Here is a 25,068-nt window from a genome sequence, read left to right on the forward strand (position 1 = left end):
TTTTTTTCATTTTTTTATTCAACTGCTTGCTTATCACTCAAAACGACTACTTTTTGATTCTTTTTAAGGCATTTGGTAGCTCTGCAATGCTACTAATAACAATATCTGCATTATTCATTACTTCATCTGTTACAGTTTCGCCACTTTTGACTAATACCGTTGTGCCAACTTTAGCCGCTTTTCCTGCTTGTATATCAGCGAGCTTATCACCGACCATAATAGATGAAGCCATATCTATATTTAAAAATGATTGCGCATCTAATAGCATTCCGGGTTTTGGCTTACGACAATCGCAGTCTTGGCGATACTCATCAACTTCAGCATCAGGATGATGCGGGCAAAAGTAAATACCGTCTAAGTCCACACCTCTGTCAGCTAATGACCAATCCATCCATTCAGTTAGTTGCATAAATTGGTCTTCTGTATAGATACCACGCCCAATACCAGACTGGTTAGTTACCACAACTAATGCGTACCCCATTTTTTTTAATTCAGCCATTGCTTCAATTGACCCTTCGATAAATTCAAAATCATCAATTTTGTGTACATAGCCATGATCGATGTTAATTGTTCCATCTCTATCTAAAAAGACTGCTGGGATCCCGTTACTCACCTGTTTACTCCTAAAATTTAAACTCTTTTTAGTATCTCATGAAAAGAAATAAAAGGAGAATAGAATAAATAGAACAATCTTTATTGACTTAGACGTCTAGACGCCTTAACATCCAACCTTATTAGATACACTATCTAAAAACAATTCAGATAAACTTAGAAACTATAAATGATAAAGCTCTCAAATATTAATAAAATTTTCCAGCAAGGAAGCCGTAACATTCAAGCGCTTACTGATATTAGCTTGCATGTGCCTGCTGGTCAGATCTATGGCGTTATTGGCGCTTCAGGTGCGGGTAAAAGTACGCTTATTCGTTGCGTAAATATGCTTGAACGTCCAACTTCAGGCCAAGTTATTGTCGATGGACAAGATTTAACATCGATGACTGAAAAAACGTTGACGAGAGCACGTCGCGGCATTGGCATGATTTTCCAACATTTTAACTTGTTATCTTCACGTACTGTTTTTGATAACGTCGCTCTTCCTTTAGAACTAGATAATACGTCTAAAGAAAAAATTAGAGAGCGTGTGGATGAATTACTCGATTTGGTTGGGTTAACTGAAAAGAAAGATGCGTACCCAGCAAACCTTTCTGGCGGGCAAAAACAACGCGTTGCTATCGCTCGCGCATTAGCTAATTCGCCTAAAGTATTGCTCTGTGACGAGGCAACAAGTGCATTAGACCCCGCGACAACTCGTTCAATTTTAGAATTATTGAAAGATATTAACCGCCGACTAGGCCTAACTATCTTATTGATTACTCACGAAATGGATGTTGTAAAACGCATTTGTGACCAAGTTGCTGTAATCAGTGGTGGGCAATTAATCGAGCAAGACAAGGTGAGCGAAGTATTCTCTCACCCGAAAACACCTGTCGCTCAAGCGTTTATTCAATCAACATTAGTGATTGATATTCCAGATGATTATAAAGAACGATTAAAAACAGAGCCTGGTAAGGACTCATCACCATTACTCAAGCTTGAATTTACAGGGCAGTCTGTTGATGCGCCTTTAATTTCAATGGCTGTACGCAAGTTTGATATTGATATTAATATTTTAAGTTCACAAATTGACTACGCGGGTGGCGTAAAATTTGGGGTGATGTTAGCCGAGCTACATGGCATTAATGGTGGCATTGAATCCACAATTGCATTTCTGAAAGAGCATCACGTGAAAGTAGAGGTTTTGGGTTATGTCTGAGAGAATGATTTATCTGCTGATTAACGGCACAATTGACACTATCACAATGACCTTTGTTTCCGGCTTTTTGGGTTTTGTTTTAGGTTTACCATTGGGTGTATTGCTCTATATTACTCGCAAAGACCAGGTCATGGAGAATGTAGGGCTATATCGAGCTCTTGCCGTTGTCGTAAATATTTTCCGTTCAGTGCCATTTATTATTTTACTGGTTTGGATTATTCCATTAACTTCGTTTCTTGTTGGGACGACGATTGGCTTAAAAGCGGCAATCGTTCCTTTAACAATTGGCGCTGCACCATTTATCGCTCGTATGGTTGAAAATGCGTTATTAGAAATTCCAAGCGGTTTAATTGAATCAGCCCGTGCGATGGGTGCAACTCCTCTTCAGATTATTCGTAAGATTTTGATCCCAGAAGCATTGCCAAGTTTAATTAATGCAGCCACTATCACGTTAATTATGTTAGTCGGATATTCTGCAATGGGTGGTGCTGTTGGTGCCGGTGGTTTAGGTCAAATCGCACTACAATATGGCTATCAGACCTATAACCCTGTTGTGATGAATACCGTTATTGTTCTCCTCGTCATTTTAGTAAACCTTATTCAGTTTGGTGGCGAGTATTTAATGAAAAAAGTTTCACATCGATAGTTAGTAAAATAGCTGCGCCATTAAGGTGCTTATAACGTCCGTTTTAAAGGGGTAAACCAATGTCTATTAAATTAAAATCTATCGCAGTTGTCGGCGCGCTATTAGGCACACTCATTATCACTGGTTGTGGTGAAAAAGAGAAAGATGCCAACAGCATCAAAGTTGGTGTGATCATGGGCAAAGAATTAGAAGTTGCTGAAGTCGCACAAAAAGTTGCTAAAGAAAAGTATGGTTTAAATGTTGAGCTCGTTTCATTTAATGACTTCGTTTTACCTAATGAAGCGTTGAGTAAAGGCGATATCGATGCAAATGCATTCCAACACAAACCTTATCTTGATCAGCAAATTAAAGATCGTAATTATAAATTAGTCCCTGTCGGAAATACCTTTATTTATCCAATTGCGGCTTACTCTAAAAAAATCAAGTCGGTAGATGAACTCGCTGATGGTTCACAAATTGCGTTACCAAATGACCCAACTAACTTGGGCCGTTCATTACTGTTACTACAACAACAAGGTTTAATTAAATTAAAAGATGGTACTGGCTTAATGCCGACTGTTTTAGATGTGGTTGAAAACCCGAAAGACCTGAAATTTGTTGAGTTAGAAGCGCCTCAATTACCTCGTGCTTTAGATGACCAAAAAATTGCATTAGCAATTATCAATACAACTTGGGCGAGTAGTGCTACACCTAAATTAACCCCAGCAAAAGATGGTTTATTTGTTGAAGATAAAGATTCTCCATACGTAAATATTATTGTTGCTCGTGAAGATAATAAAGATAACGAAAATGTGAAGAAATTTATTCAAGCATATCAATCGGATGAAGTTGCAAATAAAGCAAATGAAGTCTTCGATGGTGGTGCAGTTAAAGGTTGGTAATCTTTTTTATTATTTAAAAAACGATTAAAATACTAGACGGCTTAACGCCGTCTAGTATTTTTTGTAATTTATAGACTATAAAAACAACGCGGCATTATTTTGAATAATATAAGAAAGGTATAACTTATGAGACTGTTATTGCTCACTTTGGTAACATTTGTGTTAGCCGGGTGTGGAATTAACCAATACACGAGTCCAGGGCAAAATAAAGGTTTCACTAGTATGAAATTGTCTAAACCTGTACCGAAAGTAGCAGAGCCAGACACAGCAAACGTTAAATTAATGAACAGCCCAGAAGAGTTATTAGGGATGCCTTTCAAAGATTTGGGTGTTGTCTCCGGTGAATCTTGTCGAGAAAGCGTTCAAAGCCCTCCGGCAAATTTAAATACCGCAAAAAAAAGCATGTTATCACAAGCTGCCTATATTGCTGCTGATGCCGTACTTTTACATCAGTGCCAAACTATGACCTCTCCGGGTTGCTATCAGGCAACAATTTGTGAAGGCAGCGCATTACAAATTGTTGAATAAATATCTTATGCAATCTTTTCAATTTAATGTTATTGGGCACATTGAATCTCCGTATAAAGAAAAGTTTGCAATCCCTCGCCAACCTGGACTTGTTCAGGCTGGTGTGGGCCGCTTACATTTGCATTCGCCATTTAACGACCCTAATTCAGTACGAGGACTCAATCAATTTAGCCATGTGTGGGTTTTATTCGTTTTTCATCAAACGATGGAAAATGGTTGGAAACCACTCGTGCGCCCTCCAAGACTCGGGGGGAATGAAAAAATGGGTGTTTTTGCGACTCGTTCAACTTTTAGGCCAAACCCAATAGGTATGTCACTTGTTGAATTACGTGGAATAACAACCAAAAACAACCAGGTGATCCTTGAGCTTGGTAGCCTTGATTTAGTTGATGGCACCCCGGTTATCGATATAAAACCTTATTTACCTTTTGCTGAAGCAGTATCAAACGCAACCGCAGGATATGCACAAGACACACCTTCAGATGATATGCAGGTTATATTTACCCCACAACTAGAAACTGAATTAGATGTTTATCAAAATCAGTATCCGGGTATTAAACAATTTATTTCACAAGTCTTAATGCAAGACCCTCGCCCCGCATACAAAAAACAATCTACTGAAACACGTGACTATGCCGTTAATTTATTAGATTTTAATATTCGTTGGCGAGTAATTGGTGGTGTGACTGAAGTATTCGCTATCGAACCATGCGAAAAATCACGTTAACCCCTTTTGGCAAGCCTCCGTCACTGGTAGACTAGCTCACTATATACCTTGGCAAATAAATCGTTTGCCATAACTTATTGTTCTAATGGAACCTATACAATGCGTACTAGCAAATATCTGCTCTCAACTCTAAAAGAGACCCCTGCGGATGCAGAAGTTATCAGCCATCAGCTGATGCTGCGTGCAGGAATGATCCGTAAACTTGCTTCTGGTCTGTATGACTGGTTACCCACTGGTGTGCGTGTTCTACGTAAAGTAGAAACCATCGTCCGTGAAGAAATGGAAAATGCAGGCGCTATAGAGGTATCTTTACCCGTCGTTCAACCTGCAGATTTATGGCAAGAAAGTGGTCGTTGGGAACAGTATGGTCCTGAATTGCTGCGTTTTGTTGATCGTGGTGAGCGCCCGTTTGTTCTCGGTCCGACTCATGAAGAAGTGATTACAGATTTAGTGCGTAACGAAATCACGTCTTACAAACAATTGCCATTGAATTTATTTCAAATTCAAACCAAATTCCGTGATGAAGTTCGCCCACGTTTTGGCGTGATGCGCTCGCGTGAATTTATTATGAAAGATGCATACTCTTTCCACACTAGCCAAGAATCATTGCAAGAAACCTATGATGCGATGTACGAAGCCTACAGCAAAATTTTTACGCGTATTGGCTTTGATTTTCGTGCTGTTCAAGCTGACACTGGCTCTATCGGTGGTAGCGCATCCCACGAATTCCAAGTATTAGCGAAAAATGGTGAAGATGACGTCATTTTCTCTACTGAATCTGATTACGCAGCTAACATTGAATTTGCAGAAGCATTAGCACCAACAACACCACGTTGCGCTCCAACAGAAGAGATGCGCTTGGTGGATACACCAAATGCAAAAACAATCTCAGAGCTTGTTGAACAATTCAATTTACCTGTTGAAAAAACCATTAAGACATTGATTGTTCATGCGAAAAAGGATTCAGGCCATTCACTTGTCGCTTTGCTAATTCGAGGCGACCATGAGTTAAATGAAATCAAAGCAGAAAAACATCCTTTAGTCGCTAGCCCATTAGAATTTGCCACTGAAGCTGAAATTAGAAATGCGGTGAATGCAGGCCCTGGATCTTTAGGCCCTGTAAATATGCCACTACCGATCGTTATCGACCGTAGCGTTGCAGTGATGAGCGACTTTGGTGCAGGTGCAAATATTGATGGAAAACACTATTTTGGTATCAACTGGGAACGTGATTTAGCATTACCACAAGCTTTTGATTTACGTAACGTAGTTGAAGGTGACCCAAGCCCAGACGGTAAAGGTGTACTGCAAATTAAACGCGGTATCGAAGTTGGTCATATATTCCAATTAGGCACTAAATATTCAGAAGCAATGAAAGCTTCAGTCCAGAATGAGGATGGACATAACCAAATAGTCACTATGGGCTGTTATGGCATCGGTGTAACGCGTATTGTTGCTGCTGCTATTGAACAAAGCCATGATGACCGCGGAATTATTTGGCCGGATGCAATTGCTCCGTTCCAAGTGGCTATTTTACCGATGAATATGCACAAATCTTATCGTGTTAAAGAAGTTGCAGAAAAACTTTATGCGGACCTAAAAGCAAGCGGTATTGATGTGATTTTCGATGACCGTAAAGAGCGCCCAGGCGTGATGTTTGCCGATATGGAGTTGATTGGTGTTCCATACACTATCGTTATCGGTGACCGCAACTTAGACAATAACCAAATTGAATATAAATCACGCCGTAGTGATGATAAAGAACTGGTTGGCCTAGAAAATGTCATTAGCTTCCTAAAAGGTAAGCTCGGTAAATAAAATAGGTTAAAAGCTAGAAAATAAAGCCCAAATTTCAGTTAATCCATTGAATTTGGGCTTTTTCTTTAAATATCTCGGTACGAACCAATCTTAAAACCATCCACCAAAATCTGTGATTTTAAACTCTCAGATGTTAATACTTCCAATTCATTTAAACGTGGATAAGCATAGTTACTTTTTAGTAATTCATTATCAATAAAAGCAGGATGGCTCATAACTTCAATAGAGTTATTCCCTTGTGCTTTAGCTTCATTAATAATCTTCAAAAACAATGCTTCTGAAATTTCATCACCATAAAACTCACTGCTGAAACAGTCAGTGCTTGCCACTTGATATGATAATGGCGGCCAATTTTTCTCTAATTGGCGGTCAACTCGCAATGCAACGCCCTTTTCTTGGGCGAAAGCAACAACAATCGGAAAAATACCTTCTATCATATGGATATGATGGTGGCTATCAATATGGCTCGGTTTTCGACCAAAAATTTCGATAAATTTTTGATATTGCAGATTTAGCTCTTGTTCAATTTCAACCAATGGTAAATCATTAATATCAATATCCCAGAGCCATTTCCCCAACATCCCACCACGGCTAAGTGTCGGCATTGATGAGAAAGGCTTTCCCGCAGTTAAAACAAAATGCATACCCACAGCTAAATTCGGATTTTCTTGGCTTAATTTAGCCGCATGGGATATTGCGGGCATATTCATCATCGCGCTAGTCGAATGAACAACTCCATTACGATGAGATTCGATAATGCCGTAATTAACCGCTTCACAAAGTCCAAAATCATCGGCATTCACAATAAGTAATACAGCCATATGCTCTCCCTTAATACGATAAGCTATTTCGCTTATTAACCTTCTTGCTCAAGCTGTTGTATTGCTTTAGCAAAGTTCGGTAGATATTTTTTATGGGCGATAAGTAATTCCTTAGAAATTAAACGCGCATCGTTATCTGAGTGAATCAATGGGTTTAAATTCATCGCCAGTAACACATCATTAAACTGGCCATTTACTGCGGCTTTGCTAGTCGCAACTTCAAAATTTTTTAAGGTATAAATTAAGCCAAGGACTTTATCATCAAAATGTTTTACACGTGGATGCGGTTTTGCACCATCATGACCTAATATGCATGTCATTTCGACTGTCCAGTCTTCAGGGATATTACCAATATGTCCATGATGTGGAATATTAACGTAGTGCTCAGTTTGTTTGTCATTGTATATCGCATTGATGACTTCACAAGCCGCATCTGAATAATAAGCTCCACCTCGTAATTCAAGCTCTTTAGGTTTTACATCTAATGTTGGGTTTTTATATAGTTCAAATAATTGGTGCTCAACTTTTTGTACAATCTGTGCCCTAGCACCACCTTTATAATACTCACCAAGCTCAATCGCTAGCATTTCCTTTGGTTTAAAGTAATACAATAAATAGGAACACGGGATCAGATTTAACCCTCGAATTAACCCTTCATCAAAAGCAAGGTCAGTAATATTTTTAACTGAATTTGCACTTAACGTTCCAGAGGCAATACCCTCTAATAATTCATTAAAGCGCGATGAACCATTTATAATAACATCTTTGATAAAAACCATATGGTTTAAACCAAATAAATCGATAGATAATTCATCACTATTAGATAATTTTAAAACATCGGTAATAAACATTTTCATACCGATTGGGATATTACAAACACCAATAAAACGTTTGAAGTTGGTATGGCGATATACCGCCTCAGTTACCATCCCTGCTGGGTTGGTAAAATTAATTACCCATGCGTTAGGGCAAATCTCTTCGACATCTTTAATAATGTCAAAAATTACAGGTATAGTTCGTAGCCCTTTAAATAATCCACCAGCACCATTGGTTTCTTGTCCTAAATAACCATGTTTTAAGGGGATTGATTCATCTAATTCACGTGCTTTTAATTGCCCAACTCTTAATTGAGTTGTGACAAAATCAGCGTCTTTTAATGCTTCTCGCCTATCAAGCGTTTTAAATATTTTGAGTGGTATATTGGCATATTTAACCATTCGCTCGCATAAATTATAGATAATATCTAATTTTTCTTTACCTTCTTCAACATCCACTAACCACAATTCAGTAATAGGTAATTCATGGTAACGTTTAATAAAACCTTCCAGTAATTCAGGAGTGTAGCTACTCCCTCCGCCAATAGTGACAACTTTTAATTTCTGTTTCTGAGTCATATTAACCTCATTGTACCTTTATAATAGACATAGAAAAGCACACCATCTTTATAAAAAAGATGGGTATGCTAGATATTTTTAGAAATGGAAAGCTTATTTAGGTAATAATTTAACCTACCATTTTTTGTTCAACACTAAATAGATTTTTTCGATAATCACTCGGTGTTAATGAAGTTAGTTCTTTAAATTTTTTCACAAATAAACTTGGACTGCTATAACCTGATTCAAAAGCAATATCTGTAATTGAATAGTTAGTTATTTCAAGTTGCTTTTTAGCAAAATTAATTCTGATATCATTAATAATCTGCATTGGCGTTTTGCCATAATAACGTTTTGTTGCTCGGGTTAAGTATTCTTGTGATTTCCCCGTTATAGCGATCATATTTTGTAGAGCGCTTTCACTAAACATAGCGATATCATGCATTTCTTCCAATGTACTTTTTAACCACTGAGGTGCATCATCTCGCATACTTTTTTCACGATAATGACGTAATCGATTTACCACATTAAATGTAACTAATTCAATAAATTCATTAAATTCACTGTCGCGAAAATTTAACGATGCGATCACAGACTCTATATAAGCCATAAATTCATTTTTCAATTGATAGCCTTGTGATGCAACAAAGCAACTTGGTAATAGTGGTAAATAATGTTTATCAAAAAATGATTTGCTAATACCAACATTCAATATTCGTGTTGGCCCAAAATCATAAGCGCTTTCGTGATAAGAGCCTATCGGAAGAAAAATAAAATCCCCTCGCTCTAATAAAACTTTTTTTCCATTAATTATTTGGTAACAACGACCCGTTAAAACGATCATATACTCATAATAATCATGTTGATGCAGTCCACTTGCACTCTCAACTTTATTATAAATAAAGACATGAAAGGTTTTATTATTAAAAAGCTCACTTTCTTGAACTAGTTTAACTTCAGCATTAGTGTCGGTTCTATTCATCAGTGCCTGCATCATGGCTCCCTCTCTAATGGTTTAATTTTTCATGTAACTCAATTAACTCTGTAATTAATTCACGGGCTAACATGGCATTCATTAAATGATCTTGTGCATGAACAAGGACTAAGCTAACTTTGATCCGTCCTTCCCCCATATCACTTTCAATCAATTGAGTTTGCACTTTATGCGCCTCATTCAGCGAAGAGTGCGATTGCGCCATTAAACTTTTTGCTGTCTCATAGTCACCTTCTTTCGCCTTTTTTAATGCGGTATAAGCTAAGCTTCTTGCTTGCCCCGCATTAATAATCAGTCCCATAACAACTTCTTCAAGCTCATCCGTAGCGGTATCGTCTTGGATATCATTAAGTTCAAACATATTTTTATCTCTTTTTAATGGGAGGAGCACGCTCCTCCCTATTTTAAAACTTCAGTGCGTTAGCAATATCTTCTTCACTTTCTTCTTCATCGATTGTGTTTTGTGCTTTATTCGAAATCACAACGAATGGAAGATAAACGAGTACCGCCACACCAAGGTTAAATAATGCAAGTAATAAGGCAGCGATACTACCATTAGTATTGAAGAATGCAGCTAGCCCTGTTGGCATTGTCCATGGTGCGATATTCGTCACGGGTGGGATAATCCCTAAATAATAAGCTGCAACCATTATTCCTGCTAATAAAGGCTGAATAAGAATAAATGGAATAAACATGACTGGGTTCATAATGATCGGCAGACCAAAGATAATCGGCTCATTAATTTGGAAAATACCTGCTGGTAATGCTAATTTCGCAACCTGGCGATGATCGGCACGACGAGATGCAATAAAGATAGCAATAATTAATCCTAATGTAGCCCCGGTTCCACCTAAGAATACATAGGAATCAAGCATCGGTTTTGCCCACATATGGAAAGATTTACCCGCGGCAATCGCAGCGTCAACTGAACCATACTCTGCATATAAAGACACGTTTTCTAATGCCCACGGTGTCATTATTCCACTGTCTAATGCGGTTAATGCGAGAGAGCCGTGAATACCAAAGAACCATAAGAGAGACGTAAATACTACATATGCCCAGCCAACAACATTCCCCATAGAGGCAAGTGGTGTGGATACTGTGTCCATAATGATTTGGTGGAAATTACTACTAATGCCACTTAGTGCCCACGACACAATTCCCATAATCGATAAGATAATAAAACCAGGAATAAGTGCAGAAAATGAGCGTGAGACGGATGGAGGTACGCTATCTGGCAATCTAATCACCCAATTACGGCGAACAATAAAAGCGAACATTTCAGCAACGACTAGACCAAGAATGATCCCTGAAATGATATTTGCCCCACCGAGCCAATTAGCGCCAACAGCATAAGCACCATTAACGTCATAAGGCGTGACTGTCATAAAAGAAGCAACAGCCAACAAACCAGCAGCGAGTGGATCAACTTTTCGCTCTTCTGCAAGTGCCATTGCAATGAAGAAAGGCGCCATTAAGGACATAATCCCCAATGTCCCGTTATAAACATTTCCACCGATAACTTTAAAACCATTTAGTGTTTCTATCGTTGATGGCTCTAGTCTAACCCCCAAAGAATAGAAAAATGACCCTGTATCAAAACTCAGAAAAACATTATTAATTAACACAAACATCGCCCCAACTAAGGTCAGAGGCATAATTCGAATAAAACCATTCTTTATTGCATTAACATGAGGTTGCTTTCCCAATCTAACCGCGAATGGAAGGAGTACCTTTTCAAGCGAAGTGATAAAAAGACTCATAAAAATACCCTCAATTTTTTGAGTGTGCTCCATTCTTAACTTATTACGTTGTATTCATAGCGTTAGTATTGATGGAGTTATTATGTTGTAGAGGTAGTAAATAGCTTATGGGTATTAACTTGCTGTTTGTTTTTTTATAATTGCAACGGCGGCTTTTAGTACACCAAGCCCATCCACTTTTCCGTATAAGAGTGAATCAATGACTTCAACTGGCTTATTAGGTAATAATTTCTGAATATCCGATAACATCCATGCAATTTGCGGGCCCAGCAATATGACATCCGCATCGACACCTTTTTCTGAAGCTAAGCTTTCAGGGAAGGCTTCTATATTGACAGGTACATCGTATTTTTCTGCTTGCTGTCTCATTTTGTTAACTAGCAGTGAGGTAGACATTCCTGCAGAACAAAATAGATAAATATTTTTCTTATTCATTCCTTATCCTTTAATTCGTTCTATTTTTTATTACCGCTGTGACTTATAAATTTTCTTATAGGCTTATCATGTAATCTAACCTTACACACTAAAGAACATAATTATCTCTAGTTGAAGGGAGTATACTGTCTTCCCTGCACTTACGATAATTCAAACTAGCTAACAATTGTCTCCTATTGACCATCAGCTATGACGACCTTCACATTTATATAAATATTTTGCGTCAATAAAAAAGTTATATTGATATCAAATAATGACAAGAAATGAATTAAAGGTGGGTAATACGACATTTTAATCGAACATTTACAGCCAAAAAAAAGACCCACTTCAACTGAAAGGGGTCTTTTTAAGAAAGAGAAAGTACGAATTAGTTACAAGAAGCTGTTTTGTCGAATTTAATCTCACCAGTTGGTACTAATGCGGCATCAAACTGACCATCTTCCATTGAAGGGCGAATTGTATAATAACCTTCAATTTCTGCGTAGACAGGCGTACCACCATCAACTCCTGTTTCACCATACGCTTTTTCTAATTCGATGCCAGAAGTTGCGTATTGACGACCACTAGCACACTCTGTGAAGACAGCGGCATCAGCCATATAGCGGTACTGTCCCACTTTTTTACTCGGCTTAACTTGGTCTAATGTATAATTCATCTGTGTTTCAATCGGATTGCCTTCTAAATCCAATAAGGTCACTGATTGGCCATCTTCCGACTGAGCAAAATAAGTACTTTCACCTTTAGGATTAGTTGCACGTAATTTATTATTTTCTATATCCCACTTACCAGTATCATGAAAAGCGGTATCACCATCTCTAGTGCCTAAATAAACCAGTTGCTCAACATAACTACCATCTTGGTTAACTAACAATGTTGCCTCAATACCAGAGCAATCAGCACAAGGTAAAACCCCTGTATAGACTTTATCGACTGGTGCTGCATCAGTATTTTTTGTCGCACTTTGGCAGCCAGCTAACGTAATGCTTCCAACCGCCATTAAGACTAACATTAGTGATTTTTTCATTATAATTCCCTTAAAACCGTGTGTTTTGACTTATTAACCAATATAAGCATCATAGCATTTCATCTAATAAAAATATGGCATACCGAAGAAAATTCGGACATTACTGATCAAATACGTTATGCATTGATTTGGCGAATAAGAATTGTCTTTTTCCCTTCGCTGTGATTATAGTTATTAAAGTTACTATGCTATTATCGTATTAAGCACATTTTTGCTTGATACAACATGTTCAAGGCGGCAATAACCGCCACTAACACAGTGGTGAGGGAATATGTCTACAGATACTGAATATCAACCTATCAATTGTGATGATTACGAATATCTAGAAATCGCATGCCAACGCCAACTAAAGTTGCAAATAGCACTTAATGACGGCATGAATATTGAGGGGCAGGCCAGTGATTTACTCCTACGAAAAAAAGTTGAGTACCTGATTGTTGAAACACATGAAGGAACCAAGGAGTTAAGATTGGATTGCATAATTTCCTTCAGTCATCCAGAAATCGGCACGATTGTTGTCGACCACTCTCACTAATACTCACGATTTTGAGTCCTTCTATAGCCCCTTATGGTAATCACAGTCATAAGGGGCTTCTCATTAGTTCAATACCTTAAATTCACCCTCTTTTTGCCAATCGATAGCAATCCCCAGAGACGCTTCATCAACTAACCCCTCAGGGGTAATAAAGCACCCTACTGCGGTAATGAGCTGGTCGTTATAATAGATTAATGGCACTCTTTCTCTCATCCATGGCGCTACACCTAATTCTTGCCAGATCTTCTTACTGCTTCTGGAACGATGACGCCCTACAATGTTTAGCGTGCCTTGCAGCCCAAAACGAATTGTCACCATTTCATCTGGTTTGGGCGGACGTATTTGCCCCTCACCTTCCATAACCCGTAAAATTCCCAAGGATCCAGGCAATTCAAAAACCTTAGGAAAGTCCCATTCAAACTGTTGATTTACTAAGCTATTAATTCGCTTAACAACCCACAACGCCCCCTGATAACGACGAATTTCAAATTGCCCTAGTTGGCAAATAGGATCCGCATCCTGACGAGCTAATGCTACTTCTTGCCAAATTCGTTCCAATTGATTAAAAGGTGGCATGGGTAGCTGATGCAACCCAACCCAGCGACGAATAAGTGCATTGCGCTTTGATGATGAGCAGGCTTTCAGGTCATCAATAAATAGCCCGCCTCGATAGTCCATCATGTTTTCAAGGGTGTCTTTTAATAATTCATCGAGTAAGCTTTCTTGCTCCGCACATAGCGCCGCACTACGGGCAACTGCACTAGAAAAATGAGGCCAGCGCTCAACCAAAACTGGCATGACATTCAATCGCAAAAAATTTCTATCATAACGGTCATCTTGGTTACTATCGTCTTCAACCCACAATAATTTCTGCTCTTGCATATAAGCTTCTAGCGCTATACGAGGCGTTGTAAGCAATGGACGTAACAACCATGTTGAGCCACTACACGCGGTAAAAGCTAATACTTCAGGCATTGAAGATAACCCAGCAGGCCCACTGCCACGCTTTAGCGCTAGCATGAAAGTTTCTGCTTGGTCATCAAGGTGTTGAGCTGTGACTAACACCTCACCCTCTTGTAATTCTTCTCGGTAAGCCTGATAACGGGCATCTCGTGCCGCAGCTTCAATACCTTTTTGGCTTGAATCAACCACGACATGTCGGCAAATGAAAGGAATGTCCCACTGTAAACATAATTGAGCACAGTGCTGTTCCCATTCATTTGCTTTACTATTTAACCCATGGTGAACATGAATAGCGCGAATTTCTAGTGAAGGGAGTTGCTGTTGCCGAATAAGATAAAGCGCATGTAATAAAACAGTTGAATCAATACCGCCACTGAACCCCACTAGAATTTTTTGAATACCGTTTATTTTATTGAGAACCCGTTCAACAATGACTTGCGAATGCTGTATCATTTGTTCGCCCTTCTCATAATTTCTGACCATGTTTTTTGGAACCAATACACAAAATACCAGAAATAATTACTAGTAATACCCCTGCTATATAAGCAACTTCAAAAGCATCATTTAAGATTAACACTAACCAGAGTACCGATAATACGGGAGATAAAAATATCACAGAAGCAATTTTTGCTGAATGCCCTGTATTCATCGCCTTGAACCACAAAATATAAGACACTCCATTGATTAAAATGCCATTAACCAATGTTGGCCAAAAAGCGGCTTTTGAAGGTAATCTCATTTCACTGAACAGCATCAATAAGACAAAAGAAGTCAGCGTTGAAAAAATAAATAACCATACGGTACTAATATAAGGGTCAATCGAATATTGGCGGGAGAAAACTGACATTAGTGCGAAACAAAATGCACCACTAAAAACCAGTAATAATGCTGTTGGATTTTCAACATGAAGTTGAGTAATTTGCCCTTTGGTGAAAGTGATAATTACTGCAATAAAGCCAATAATGATACCAACGACTTGTCTTCCCACTAATTTGTCTTTTAGCAATACCACTGATAACAAGATAATAACTAATGGCCAGCTATATTGAATGACCAATACGGCGATACCATTTTCAATGGAATATCCGTAGTACAGTAACAAGTAGAATAAACAATCAAGAAACCCAAGAACAAAGACTTTAATTAGTACATCTCTTGGCAAAATAAACAATTTTGTTAGCCGATATCCTGAAGCAAACGCAACAATAATTACAGATATCGCAGAAATTAAGTTTGACCAGAAAAGGAATTGGAAACTATCCATACCTTCCTGCCCAAAACGAGAGACAATAGGAATAAAGCTCCATATCAATACGCAAGTAAAAGCATATAGCAAATAATTATATTGTCGCACCCTAGTTCCTATCTATTGTTATTCTCAGCAGATGAATAATTTAAATCAAAACACTCTGTTATCATTAAAAATGACTAGCTTAAAAATAAAAAACGGGAGCTGGCAAAAGCAAACTCCCGTTTTTATTAACGATTAGCTGTTAATGATTAACAATAACCATAGTCCATCAGGCGCTGATAGCGACGGTTTTTCAATGCTTCAGCATCTAACGCTTCTAATTCGTCTAAATCTTCAGTCAGGCGTGCTTTTAACTGTTCTGCAATTTCATCATAATTACGATGTGCACCGCCTAATGGTTCAGGGATCACATTATCAATTAATTTTAATTCTTTAAGGCGTGGAGCCGTAATCCCCATTGCTTCTGCTGCTAATGGTGCTTTATCTGCGCTTTTCCACAGAATAGATGCACAGCCTTCTGGTGAAATAACAGAATAAGTGCTGTATTGCAGCATATTGACTTTATCACCCACACCGATAGCAAGTGCACCACCAGAGCCACCTTCACCAATAACGGTACAGATGACAGGGACTGATAAACGTGACATTTCACGTAAATTACGAGCGATAGCTTCTGATTGGCCGCGCTCTTCAGCACCAACGCCCGGATAAGCTCCAGGGGTATCGATAAAGGTAATAATAGGCAAGTTAAAACGCTCAGCCAGTTCCATCAGACGCAATGCCTTACGGTAACCTTCTGGGGCTGGCATACCAAAATTACGACGGATTTTTTCTTTTGTCTCACGCCCTTTCTGATGCCCAATAATCATGACTGGACGGCCATCTAGACGCGCCATCCCACCAACAATGGCTTTATCATCTGCATAAGCACGATCCCCTGCTAATTCTTGGAAATCAGTAAAAATGCGAGAAATATAATCCAATGTATATGGACGACGTGGGTGACGAGCGAGTTTAGCGATTTGCCAAGCTCCTAGATCAGAGAAAATTTTACGTGTCAGTTCAACACTTTTTTCACGTAAACGAGCAACCTCTTCATCTAGGTTGACTTCTAAGTTGTTATCTTGACGGCTAACCGCTGTTAGAGAATCAATTTTCGCTTCTAATTCTGCGATTGGCTGTTCAAAATCAAGAAAATCCAGACTCATAATATTCCTATTTTAGTCAAATTCTAATTCTACCTGCTCACTACCCAGCAGAGTTCGAAGATCGTTCAGAAGAGGATCCACTGGCGTCACACGCCAAACAACACCAAATTTAAGCTTGGCTCTGGCATCATCCTTCTGGTAATACAGATGAACCGGGATCGTTCCTGAACGATGAGGTTCAAGAGTGCTACGAAGCCGGTTCAGCAATTGATCGTTAATTTGTTTATCTGACAGTGAAATTGCAAGTCCTCGAGCATATTTTTCCCTTGCTTCACTAATGTCCATTAACTCACGCACTGTCATTTTATTACCACCATTGAAATCATCAAAGCTGACCTGACCGGTGGCTATCAGGATATTGTCTTTTTCCAACATATGTTGGTATTTATCGAGCGCATCTGAAAATAACATAATATCCAGACGACCGGAACGATCATCAAGCGTACAAATACCAATTCTATTTCCACGCTTGGTTGTAATCACTTTAGCTGAAAGTACTAAACCTACCACAGTTGTCACTTGACCACGAGGGGTGGGGTTCACATCTTTTAATCTAAGCCCATTAGTATAGCGCTCTATTTCGCTCAAGTATCGCGTTATTGGATGCCCTGTTAAATATAAACCAAGCGTTTCGCGTTCACCATCCAATACCACCTGCTCTGGCCATTTAGGCACACTGGCGTATGAACTTTCAACTTGTTCAGGTGCTTCCGCTAATACACCAAACATATCTGCTTGGCCTATTGCCTCTGCTTTAGCGTGTTGGTCAGCCGCTTTTAATGCATCTTCAAGGGAAGACATCAATGCCGCACGGTGAGGGCCTAATCGGTCAAATGCCCCTGCCATGATAAGCTTTTCCATCACACGACGATTAATTTTTTTAATATCGACTCGCGCACAAAGGTCAAAAATCTCTTTAAATATTCCGCCTTGTTGACGCGCTTCAACAATCGCCTCAATCGGGCCTTCACCGACCCCTTTAATTGCACCAATACCGTAAACTATCTCACCTTCATCATTCACATGGAAGTGATAAAGCCCACTATTGATATCTGGTGGCAATACTTTTAAGCCCATTCGCCAACATTCATCAACTAAACCGACCACTTTTTCCGTGTTGTCCATATCTGCGGTCATGACTGCTGCCATAAATTCAGCGGGATAGTGGGCTTTGAGCCACAGTGTTTGGTATGAAACTAATGCATAGGCAGCTGAGTGCGATTTATTAAACCCATAACCGGCAAATTTCTCTACCAAGTCAAAGATTTTCATTGATAACTCGCCGTCTACCCCGTTTTTGATTGCTCCTTCTTCAAAAACAGAACGCTGCTTCGCCATTTCTTCAGGTTTCTTTTTTCCCATCGCACGGCGCAGCATATCTGCACCGCCGAGTGTGTACCCAGCTAAAACCTGAGCAATCTGCATAACCTGTTCTTGGTATAAAATAATACCATATGTGGGCTCTAGAACAGGTTTTAATGATTCATGTTGCCACTGCACATCTGGGTACGAAATTTCTTCACGACCATGCTTACGGTCAATAAAGTTATCTACCATGCCTGACTGCAGTGGTCCTGGACGGAACAATGCTACCAGTGCGATCATATCTTCGAAGCAGTCAGGACGTAATCGCTTAATTAAGTCCTTCATTCCACGTGATTCTAACTGGAATACCGCTGTGGTTTCTGAGCGCTGCAGCATATCAAAACTTTTTTGATCGTGTAGCGGAATAGCAGCAATATCAATCGGCTCTAAGTTTTTCTTAGCGCGACGCGCGTTGATCATTTCCAACGCCCAGTTAATGATCGTCAACGTCCGTAAACCGAGGAAGTCGAACTTCACTAGCCCTGCATATTCGACATCGTTTTTATCGAATTGTGTGACGGGGTTATTGCCTTCCGCATCACAATAAAGTGGGGCAAAGTCCGTAATTTTAGTTGGAGCGATAACCACCCCACCTGCATGTTTACCGGCATTTCGTGTGACACCTTCGAGTTTACGCGCCATATCGATAAGCGCTTTAACCTCTTCATCAGCCTCATAAATTTCAGGTAACTGAGGTTCTGCTTCGAACGCTTTTTCCAGTGTCATACCAGGATCTGGCGGCACTAATTTTGAAATTCTATCAACAAAACCATATGGATGCCCAAGTACGCGCCCCACGTCGCGGATAACCGCTTTTGCCGCCATCGTACCAAAGGTAATGATTTGAGAAACCGCCTCACGGCCATACATTTGAGCCACGTGATCAATCACTTGATCGCGTTTTTCCATGCAGAAATCGACGTCAAAGTCAGGCATGGAAACACGCTCAGGGTTCAAAAAACGCTCAAACAGTAAATCAAATTCCAGTGGGTCAAGGTCTGTAATTTTTAATGCGTAAGCAACAAGGGAACCCGCCCCTGAGCCTCGTCCTGGCCCAACGGGTACGCCGTTATCCTTCGACCATTGGATAAACTCCATAACAATCAAGAAGTAGCCGGGGAAACCCATTTGGTTGATTACGTTGAGTTCGATGTCTAAACGTTCATCATACTCAGGACGTCTTTCTGCTCTAATTTTTTCATCAGGAAATAAAAATTCTAAACGCTCTTCGAGCCCTTCTTTAGAGCGCATAACTAAAAAGTCTTCTGTTTTCATATCCCCTGTTGGGAATTGAGGTAAGAAGTATTCACCTAGACGGATAGTTACATTACAACGCTTAGCAATCTCTACACTGTTTTCTAGCGCTTCAGGGATGTCAGCAAACAGCTCACACATCTCTTCTTCGGAACGTAAATATTGCTGAGGGCTATAATTTTTAGGCCTTTTGGGATCGACTAATGTAAAACCATCATGGATAGCAACACGTATTTCATGAGCATCAAAATCACTACTTTCAATAAAGCAAACATCATTCGTTGCAACGACAGGTAGGCCTTTTTTAGTCGCTAACTCGACAGCCGCATGTAGATAACTCTCTTCATCAGGTCGCCCTGTCCTAACCAATTCTAAATAGTAGCTATCTGGAAAATGGGTTTCATAGAATGCAAGGCACTCATCCACTAAGGCTTGATTTCCCCTTAATAGAAATTGCCCGACATCCCCTTTACGGCCACCGGACAGCAGAATCAAGCCGTCTTTGTGCTTGGCCAGCCATTCTCGTTTTATGGTTGGCCCAACCGCACCATAGCCCTTTTGGTATGCTTCAGAAATTAGTAAGGTAAGATTTTGATAACCTTCATTATTACGTGCCAAAACAGTTAAGTGGGATATTTCATCACCTAATAGTTCACTTTCCACATAAAAATCAGCACCAATAATTGGCTTGATCCCCGCCCCATGCGCTGCACCATAAAACCGGACTAACCCACAAAGGTTAGTAAAATCGGTGATCGCAAACGCAGGCATGCCCATCGAAGCCACTTTTTTAACCAGTGGCCCCGTTTTGGCTAGCCCATCAATCATGGAATAGTCACTGTGGACGCGTAAATGAATAAAACGAGGTGATGCCATCGACCTAATACCTACTTATTGCTGTCTAAAGCTCTTCTCACAGGAGCAAAGCTTTTACGATGGAATTCGGTTGCGCCATACTGCGCCAATTTTTCTAAATGATAAGCCGTTGGATAGCCTTTATGCTTCGCAAAGCCATATTCAGGAAATGCTATGTCTAGCTCAACCATTTCCCTATCTCTGATCACTTTAGCTAAAATGGATGCCGCGCTAATTTCTTGTACTAAACTGTCGCCTTTAATTACTGCCTGTGAAGGCATTGGCAACTCAGGGCAGCGGTTGCCGTCAATGAGAACATACTCAGGAACAATAGATAAACCTGCAACGGCGCGCTGCATAGCTAACATGGTTGCATGTAATATATTTATATTATCAATTTCTTCTGGCTCTGCGCGGCCGATGCACCAACACAGCGCTTTTTCCTGAATTTCATCAAATAATTTCTCACGTTTTTTTTCGGTGAGTTTTTTTGAGTCTGCCAGCCCTGCAATTGGCTTATTGGGATCAAGGATCACCGCTGCAGTCACTACAGCACCAACTAATGGGCCTCGGCCCACCTCATCAACACCAGCAATTATATTTGCTTTTGGATAGATAAATTCCATTAATTTTTGACCATCTCTAATACCGCTTCAGCCGCTTGTTTATCTGCATCACAACGAATGAGCTGATGTAATTGCAAAAAAGTGAGCTTCAAGTTTTCAACCTGCTCGCCACCATTGAGTAATGGGAGTAACTGCTGTGCGAGTTTATCAGGCTGACACTCCTCTTGGAGTAACTCTTTAACAATCTCTTTTTCTGCTAATAAATTAGGCAAAGAAACATACGGCGTTTTTACTAATCGCTTTGCTAACCAAAAAGTGAAAGGTTTCATACGATACCCCACCACCATTGGGCATTTTGTTAACATGCACTCGAGTGCCGCCGTTCCCGATGCTAATAACGTCGCGTCCGCTGCAATCATCGCATCACGTGCTTGACCATCTAAAATATGGACTGCCAATTCAGGTGCGGTGTTTTCTTTTATCTCATCAAACTGCTGACGGCGTTTTTCATTCACCAACGGCACCACAATATGTAAATCTGGGATATTACGCTGTAATATTTTCGCTGTATTGAGGAAATCTGCACTAAGCATTTCGACTTCGGAATGGCGGCTTCCCGGCAGTAAAGCTAAACATTTAGCATGTTCAGGAATATTCAATCGATGTCGAGCGGCTTGTTTATCAGGATGTAATGGAATGGCATCGGCCATTGTGTGCCCGATAAAACGGCAAGGAACATTAAAACGATCGTAAAATGCTTTTTCAAAAGGTAAAAAAGCTAATACTAAATTCGTTGAACGACCAATTTTAAATACCCGCTTTTGGCGCCATGCCCAAACTGATGGGCTAACGTAATGAATGGTTTTGATACCTTTAGATTTCAAACGGCCTTCGAGGGTAATATTAAAATCAGGGGCATCAATTCCAACAAAAACATCAGGTTGCAGTTCGGTAAAACGCTGGGTTAAATCCTTACGGATGGATAATAACCGAGGCAGGCGGCCAAGGACTTCAACAATGCCCATGACAGCAAGCTCTTCCATTTCATACCAAGCTTCGCAACCCTCGGCTTGCATTAAAGGGCCAGCAACACCAACAAAGCGAGCATCAGGTATTTGTTCTTTAAGTGCACGGATAAGCCCTGCACCGAGAATATCACCAGATGTTTCTCCGGCAACAAGGCCAATAGTAAGTGGGCGGCTATTATTCACCGAAATTCGCTCCTTATTAAAGGCCTCGATTCATTAATACTAAATTAACGAATAATACCACGTTTAGACTGCGCAGAATCCTCTAAGAAATCACTAAACACTTTCACGTGTTCATTGGATTTTGCCATTTCTGCGATTTCTTCACGGGCTTCTTCTAACGATTTACCTGAACGATACAACACCTTGTATGCATTACGGATAGCATGTAGTGATTCTTTTTCAAAACCACGGCGTTTTAAACCTTCAAGATTTAAACCAAATGGTGTCGCGTGGTTACCTTGTGCAATGACATAAGGCGGCACGTCTTGTGCAACACCAGAACAACCACCGACCATAACATGGGCACCAATTTTACAGAATTGGTGAACTGCGGTCATACCACCAATAATGGCATAATCACCCAGTGTTACATGGCCACCTAGCGTACCGTTATTTGCAATAATACAACGGTTTCCAATGATACAATCATGGGCTATGTGCACATTCACCATCAGTAAATTGTCGTTGCCCACTTTTGTCAAGCCAACATCTTGAACGGTACCACGGTGAATAGTGACACTTTCGCGAATACGGTTTCTATCCCCGATTTCAACTCGCGTTGGTTCACCTTGGTATTTAAGATCTTGGTTAATTTCACCGATGGAAGCGAACTGGAAAATCACATTGTCACGGCCTATTTTTGTATGACCATTAACGACAACATGAGATTTCAACTCAGTACCTTCGCCAATTTCGACATTCGCGCCAATATAGCAAAAAGGGCCAATTTGAACATTGGCACCGATGATAGCGCCATCTTCTACGATAGAAGATGGATGAATATAGGCTGTATTATCAATCATATCAGACCTCACGGCGACGGGCGCACATCATTTCTGCTTCGCAGGCCACTTCTCCATCAACTTTAGCAACACCTTTAAAACGTGCAACTCCACGACGTTCTTTGATAAATTCAACTTCTAAGACCATTTGGTCCCCAGGCAGAACTGGACGTTTAAAACGCGCATTGTCTATCGCTGCAAAATAGTACAACTCACCAGGCTCTAATTTCCCAACGCTTTTAAACGCAAGGATCCCTGTTGCTTGTGCCATGGCTTCTAAAATTAATACGCCTGGAAAAATCGGTTTGCTTGGGAAATGTCCTTGGAAAAATGGCTCGTTAAATGACACATTTTTCACTGCACGCAATGATTTGCCTTTTTCAAAATCTAATACACGGTCAACCAAAAGGAACGGGTAACGGTGTGGAAGCAGTTCTAAGATTTCTTCTATATTCAGAGTATGATTATCACTCATCGAAATACTCTTCCTGTCTATTAATACGGTTTAATTAATGAATCGGCCTGCTTTAACCTTAGATTAGGTTAACTGGCAGGCCGGAAAACGTAACTCAGATAACTATTTTAGCCTGAATTACAAAATGATTACTGATTTTTTTGATTTTGGCTATCTAATTCACGCTCGACATGTTTCAGTCGCTTATTCATCTCATTGATATTTAAGACTAAAGCAGCTGTTTTACGCCAAGATTTATTAGGCTGTAAAGGGATCCCCGAAGAATATACTCCCGGTTCAGTGATAGGCCTCATGACCATCCCCATTCCTGTTACTGTGACCTTATCGCAAATTTCCATATGGCCGTTGATGACACTAGCACCACCAATCATACAGTAGCGGCCGATTTTTAAACTACCCGCCATGATAACACCTCCAGCAACTGCGGTATTATCACCAATTATGACATTATGTGCAATTTGGCACTGGTTATCGATAATAACCCCATTACCAATCACTGTGTTATCTAAAGCGCCGCGGTCAATGGTCGTGCTCGCACCGATCTCAACACGATCGCCGATGATCACTGTGCCTAATTGAGGAATTTTGACCCAATTACCACGATCATTCGCATAGCCGAAACCATCAGAGCCAATTACTGTGCCAGATTGAACCAAACAGTGTTCGCCAATCTCAACATTGTGGTATACGCTAACATTCGCCCACAAACGGGTTCCTGTACCAATACGCGTATTTTTGCCCACAAAACAACCTGCGCCAATCACCACATTATCGCCAAGCTCAACACCACTTTCGATAACGGCATTTGCGCCAATTGCGACATTCTTACCAAGTTTTGCATCATCAGCAATGACCGCTGATGCATGGATATCTTCAGCCGGACTTGGCGTTGTATCCATTATTTGAGCCATTTTCGCATAAGCCAGATACGGGTTATCAACAACCAGTGCTGCAACTTTGCAGGCTTCGAGATCTTTTGCTGTGAGAACCACCGCTGCAGCTTGGCAATCAGCCAATTTATCACTATAACGGCTATCAGATAGAAAAGTAATCTGTTGATTATTCGCTGAATGCATTGGAGCAATACCAGTGATGGTAATATCACCATCACCGTGTAATTGCGCATTCAACTGCTGAGCAAGGTCAGCCAATCGAATTGAAGACATCTATTATTTAACCTGTTTTTGAACCTGACTTGTAATGTCAACGCTATCTTTTGCATAAGCTACTGCATTTGCATCGATAACGACATCATAGCCTTCTTTAGCTGCAACAGACTTAATAGAGTTCTGAATACGAGTTAAAATTTTAGCACGCTCTTCGCCTTGACGACGACGGTTGTCTTCTTCAAATTTTTGAGCTTTTTCAGCAAATTGATCACGTTTAGTCATGAGTTCAGATTCAAGCTTTTCGCGCTCACTTTGTTTCATTGTTGCACCATCACGGCGCAATTTTTCAACACGAGTTTGCAAATCTTTCTCTAGATTTTGTAACTCAGTCGCACGGCTTTTGAATTCACTTTCAAGCTGTTTAGCAACGGCTTCACGCGCAGGCATATTTTGGAAAATTTCACCAACATTGACGATAGCGATTTTCTCAGCATAAGCCCCCGCAGACATTGCTAAAGCAATACTCACACCCGCTGCACACAACAATTTTTTCACACTAAACTCCTTAACCCATACGTATGGCTGGAAATTTTGGTTGCCCCCACAAAATTATGGGAGCCATCATAAGTAG

The 25,068-nt window shown here is 40.1% G+C and carries 25 protein-coding genes; 7 read left to right on the forward strand and 18 right to left on the reverse strand.

Features of this window, described 5'->3' with window-relative positions; all coding sequences use genetic code 11:
• Positions 1-46: 46 nt before the first annotated feature.
• The gene (gene gmhB, locus PSF42_RS05015) at positions 47-613 is read right to left on the reverse strand and encodes a D-glycero-beta-D-manno-heptose 1,7-bisphosphate 7-phosphatase (RefSeq protein WP_272679564.1); all 567 of its coding nucleotides are present in this window, start codon (positions 611-613) and stop codon (positions 47-49) included.
• A 168-nt stretch (positions 614-781) separates the two neighbouring features.
• On the opposite strand from gmhB, the gene metN reads away from it, so the two are divergent.
• The 6 genes from metN (at position 782) to proS (ending at position 6,413) form a co-directional block, all read left to right on the forward strand.
• Positions 782-1,813 (forward strand): methionine ABC transporter ATP-binding protein MetN, encoded by a 1,032-nt coding sequence (gene metN, locus PSF42_RS05020; RefSeq protein WP_272679565.1) that lies wholly within the window; start codon positions 782-784, stop codon positions 1,811-1,813.
• A complete protein-coding gene (metI, locus tag PSF42_RS05025) occupies positions 1,806-2,459 on the forward strand; it encodes a methionine ABC transporter permease MetI (protein WP_004257375.1) in 654 nt (217 codons plus the stop codon). The genes metN and metI overlap by 8 nt, the downstream gene beginning before the upstream one ends.
• A 59-nt stretch (positions 2,460-2,518) precedes the next feature.
• Positions 2,519-3,340 carry a MetQ/NlpA family lipoprotein gene (locus PSF42_RS05030; RefSeq protein WP_125890265.1) on the forward strand — a complete coding sequence of 274 codons (822 nt, stop codon included), beginning with the start codon at positions 2,519-2,521 and terminating at the stop codon, positions 3,338-3,340.
• Positions 3,341-3,466: 126 nt separating this feature from the next.
• Entirely contained in the window at positions 3,467-3,868 is a 402-nt protein-coding gene (gene rcsF, locus PSF42_RS05035) for an Rcs stress response system protein RcsF (RefSeq protein WP_125890266.1), read from the forward strand.
• A gap of 7 nt (positions 3,869-3,875) precedes the next feature.
• Positions 3,876-4,595, forward strand: coding sequence for a tRNA (N6-threonylcarbamoyladenosine(37)-N6)-methyltransferase TrmO (tsaA, locus tag PSF42_RS05040; protein ID WP_272679566.1), 720 nt, complete (start codon positions 3,876-3,878; stop codon positions 4,593-4,595).
• 99 nt (positions 4,596-4,694) lie between these two features.
• Positions 4,695-6,413 carry a proline--tRNA ligase gene (gene proS / locus PSF42_RS05045; protein WP_272679567.1) on the forward strand — a complete coding sequence of 573 codons (1,719 nt, stop codon included), beginning with the start codon at positions 4,695-4,697 and terminating at the stop codon, positions 6,411-6,413.
• A gap of 65 nt (positions 6,414-6,478) precedes the next feature.
• Here proS and chbG read toward each other — a convergent pair whose 3' ends face one another.
• The 7 genes from chbG to nlpE all read right to left on the reverse strand — a co-directional run bounded on the left by chbG (position 6,479) and on the right by nlpE (position 12,823).
• Positions 6,479-7,234, reverse strand: coding sequence for a chitin disaccharide deacetylase (gene chbG / locus PSF42_RS05050; protein WP_125890269.1), 756 nt, complete (start codon positions 7,232-7,234; stop codon positions 6,479-6,481).
• Positions 7,235-7,269: 35 nt separating this feature from the next.
• A complete protein-coding gene (locus tag PSF42_RS05055) occupies positions 7,270-8,628 on the reverse strand; it encodes a 6-phospho-beta-glucosidase (protein WP_272679568.1) in 1,359 nt (452 codons plus the stop codon).
• 109 nt (positions 8,629-8,737) lie between these two features.
• Complete coding sequence (chbR, locus tag PSF42_RS05060; protein ID WP_125890271.1) at positions 8,738-9,604, reverse strand: transcriptional regulator ChbR; 867 nt, start codon at positions 9,602-9,604, stop codon at positions 8,738-8,740.
• A gap of 10 nt (positions 9,605-9,614) precedes the next feature.
• Entirely contained in the window at positions 9,615-9,962 is a 348-nt protein-coding gene (gene chbA / locus PSF42_RS05065; RefSeq protein ID WP_125890272.1) for a PTS N,N'-diacetylchitobiose transporter subunit IIA, read from the reverse strand.
• A 43-nt stretch (positions 9,963-10,005) separates the two neighbouring features.
• A complete protein-coding gene (gene chbC, locus PSF42_RS05070; protein WP_125890273.1) occupies positions 10,006-11,364 on the reverse strand; it encodes a PTS N,N'-diacetylchitobiose transporter subunit IIC in 1,359 nt (452 codons plus the stop codon).
• A gap of 114 nt (positions 11,365-11,478) precedes the next feature.
• The gene (locus PSF42_RS05075; RefSeq protein ID WP_094961145.1) at positions 11,479-11,799 is read right to left on the reverse strand and encodes a PTS sugar transporter subunit IIB; all 321 of its coding nucleotides are present in this window, start codon (positions 11,797-11,799) and stop codon (positions 11,479-11,481) included.
• A 367-nt stretch (positions 11,800-12,166) separates the two neighbouring features.
• Positions 12,167-12,823: an envelope stress response activation lipoprotein NlpE gene (gene nlpE / locus PSF42_RS05080; RefSeq protein ID WP_125890274.1), complete on the reverse strand. Its 657-nt coding sequence runs from the start codon at positions 12,821-12,823 to the stop codon at positions 12,167-12,169.
• Between the two features lie 271 nt (positions 12,824-13,094).
• On the opposite strand from nlpE, the gene rof reads away from it, so the two are divergent.
• Complete coding sequence (rof, locus tag PSF42_RS05085) at positions 13,095-13,358, forward strand: Rho-binding antiterminator (protein WP_102139922.1); 264 nt, start codon at positions 13,095-13,097, stop codon at positions 13,356-13,358.
• A gap of 63 nt (positions 13,359-13,421) precedes the next feature.
• Here the strand turns inward: rof and tilS are convergent, their stop codons facing one another.
• The 10 genes from tilS to skp form a co-directional block, all read right to left on the reverse strand.
• Positions 13,422-14,774 carry a tRNA lysidine(34) synthetase TilS gene (gene tilS, locus PSF42_RS05090; RefSeq protein WP_272679569.1) on the reverse strand — a complete coding sequence of 451 codons (1,353 nt, stop codon included), beginning with the start codon at positions 14,772-14,774 and terminating at the stop codon, positions 13,422-13,424.
• A 13-nt stretch (positions 14,775-14,787) separates the two neighbouring features.
• Positions 14,788-15,675 carry a DMT family transporter gene (locus PSF42_RS05095; RefSeq protein WP_125890276.1) on the reverse strand — a complete coding sequence of 296 codons (888 nt, stop codon included), beginning with the start codon at positions 15,673-15,675 and terminating at the stop codon, positions 14,788-14,790.
• A 146-nt stretch (positions 15,676-15,821) separates the two neighbouring features.
• The gene (accA, locus tag PSF42_RS05100) at positions 15,822-16,781 is read right to left on the reverse strand and encodes an acetyl-CoA carboxylase carboxyl transferase subunit alpha (protein ID WP_125890277.1); all 960 of its coding nucleotides are present in this window, start codon (positions 16,779-16,781) and stop codon (positions 15,822-15,824) included.
• Positions 16,782-16,793: 12 nt separating this feature from the next.
• Positions 16,794-20,276 (reverse strand): DNA polymerase III subunit alpha, encoded by a 3,483-nt coding sequence (gene dnaE, locus PSF42_RS05105; RefSeq protein WP_125890278.1) that lies wholly within the window; start codon positions 20,274-20,276, stop codon positions 16,794-16,796.
• A gap of 11 nt (positions 20,277-20,287) precedes the next feature.
• Entirely contained in the window at positions 20,288-20,881 is a 594-nt protein-coding gene (gene rnhB / locus PSF42_RS05110) for a ribonuclease HII (protein ID WP_248466934.1), read from the reverse strand.
• Complete coding sequence (gene lpxB, locus PSF42_RS05115) at positions 20,881-22,032, reverse strand: lipid-A-disaccharide synthase (RefSeq protein WP_125890280.1); 1,152 nt, start codon at positions 22,030-22,032, stop codon at positions 20,881-20,883. Before lpxB ends, rnhB begins: the two co-directional genes overlap by 1 nt.
• 44 nt (positions 22,033-22,076) lie before the next feature.
• Positions 22,077-22,874 (reverse strand): acyl-ACP--UDP-N-acetylglucosamine O-acyltransferase, encoded by a 798-nt coding sequence (gene lpxA / locus PSF42_RS05120; RefSeq protein ID WP_125890281.1) that lies wholly within the window; start codon positions 22,872-22,874, stop codon positions 22,077-22,079.
• A 1-nt stretch (position 22,875) separates the two neighbouring features.
• A complete protein-coding gene (gene fabZ, locus PSF42_RS05125) occupies positions 22,876-23,328 on the reverse strand; it encodes a 3-hydroxyacyl-ACP dehydratase FabZ (protein ID WP_004257450.1) in 453 nt (150 codons plus the stop codon).
• Between the two features lie 128 nt (positions 23,329-23,456).
• Positions 23,457-24,494, reverse strand: coding sequence for a UDP-3-O-(3-hydroxymyristoyl)glucosamine N-acyltransferase (gene lpxD / locus PSF42_RS05130; protein WP_125890282.1), 1,038 nt, complete (start codon positions 24,492-24,494; stop codon positions 23,457-23,459).
• 3 nt (positions 24,495-24,497) lie between these two features.
• Positions 24,498-24,992: a molecular chaperone Skp gene (gene skp / locus PSF42_RS05135; protein ID WP_125890283.1), complete on the reverse strand. Its 495-nt coding sequence runs from the start codon at positions 24,990-24,992 to the stop codon at positions 24,498-24,500.
• Positions 24,993-25,068 lie beyond the last annotated feature (76 nt).

It is taken from the genome of Providencia sp. PROV032, assembly GCF_028484875.1.
GTDB lineage: Bacteria > Pseudomonadota > Gammaproteobacteria > Enterobacterales > Enterobacteriaceae > Providencia > Providencia rettgeri_E.

Coding starts and splice junctions, on each gene's coding strand:
- chbA (WP_125890272.1), bottom strand. CDS start 9,962: ATGTTTGAACTTAATGATATCCAAGACGATACCGCTACGGATGAGCTT.
- lpxD (WP_125890282.1), bottom strand. CDS start 24,494: ATGTCTTCAATTCGATTGGCTGACCTTGCTCAGCAGTTGAATGCGCAA.
- metN (WP_272679565.1), top strand. CDS start 782: ATGATAAAGCTCTCAAATATTAATAAAATTTTCCAGCAAGGAAGCCGT.
- accA (WP_125890277.1), bottom strand. CDS start 16,781: ATGAGTCTGGATTTTCTTGATTTTGAACAGCCAATCGCAGAATTAGAA.
- chbC (WP_125890273.1), bottom strand. CDS start 11,364: ATGAGTCTTTTTATCACTTCGCTTGAAAAGGTACTCCTTCCATTCGCG.
- rnhB (WP_248466934.1), bottom strand. CDS start 20,881: ATGGAATTTATCTATCCAAAAGCAAATATAATTGCTGGTGTTGATGAG.
- rcsF (WP_125890266.1), top strand. CDS start 3,467: ATGAGACTGTTATTGCTCACTTTGGTAACATTTGTGTTAGCCGGGTGT.
- tsaA (WP_272679566.1), top strand. CDS start 3,876: ATGCAATCTTTTCAATTTAATGTTATTGGGCACATTGAATCTCCGTAT.
- chbR (WP_125890271.1), bottom strand. CDS start 9,604: ATGATGCAGGCACTGATGAATAGAACCGACACTAATGCTGAAGTTAAA.
- tilS (WP_272679569.1), bottom strand. CDS start 14,774: ATGATACAGCATTCGCAAGTCATTGTTGAACGGGTTCTCAATAAAATA.
- fabZ (WP_004257450.1), bottom strand. CDS start 23,328: ATGAGTGATAATCATACTCTGAATATAGAAGAAATCTTAGAACTGCTT.
- nlpE (WP_125890274.1), bottom strand. CDS start 12,823: ATGAAAAAATCACTAATGTTAGTCTTAATGGCGGTTGGAAGCATTACG.
- PSF42_RS05075 (WP_094961145.1), bottom strand. CDS start 11,799: ATGAATAAGAAAAATATTTATCTATTTTGTTCTGCAGGAATGTCTACC.
- dnaE (WP_125890278.1), bottom strand. CDS start 20,276: ATGGCATCACCTCGTTTTATTCATTTACGCGTCCACAGTGACTATTCC.
- lpxA (WP_125890281.1), bottom strand. CDS start 22,874: ATGATTGATAATACAGCCTATATTCATCCATCTTCTATCGTAGAAGAT.
- chbG (WP_125890269.1), bottom strand. CDS start 7,234: ATGGCTGTATTACTTATTGTGAATGCCGATGATTTTGGACTTTGTGAA.
- proS (WP_272679567.1), top strand. CDS start 4,695: ATGCGTACTAGCAAATATCTGCTCTCAACTCTAAAAGAGACCCCTGCG.
- PSF42_RS05055 (WP_272679568.1), bottom strand. CDS start 8,628: ATGACTCAGAAACAGAAATTAAAAGTTGTCACTATTGGCGGAGGGAGT.
- metI (WP_004257375.1), top strand. CDS start 1,806: ATGTCTGAGAGAATGATTTATCTGCTGATTAACGGCACAATTGACACT.
- rof (WP_102139922.1), top strand. CDS start 13,095: ATGTCTACAGATACTGAATATCAACCTATCAATTGTGATGATTACGAA.
- PSF42_RS05030 (WP_125890265.1), top strand. CDS start 2,519: ATGTCTATTAAATTAAAATCTATCGCAGTTGTCGGCGCGCTATTAGGC.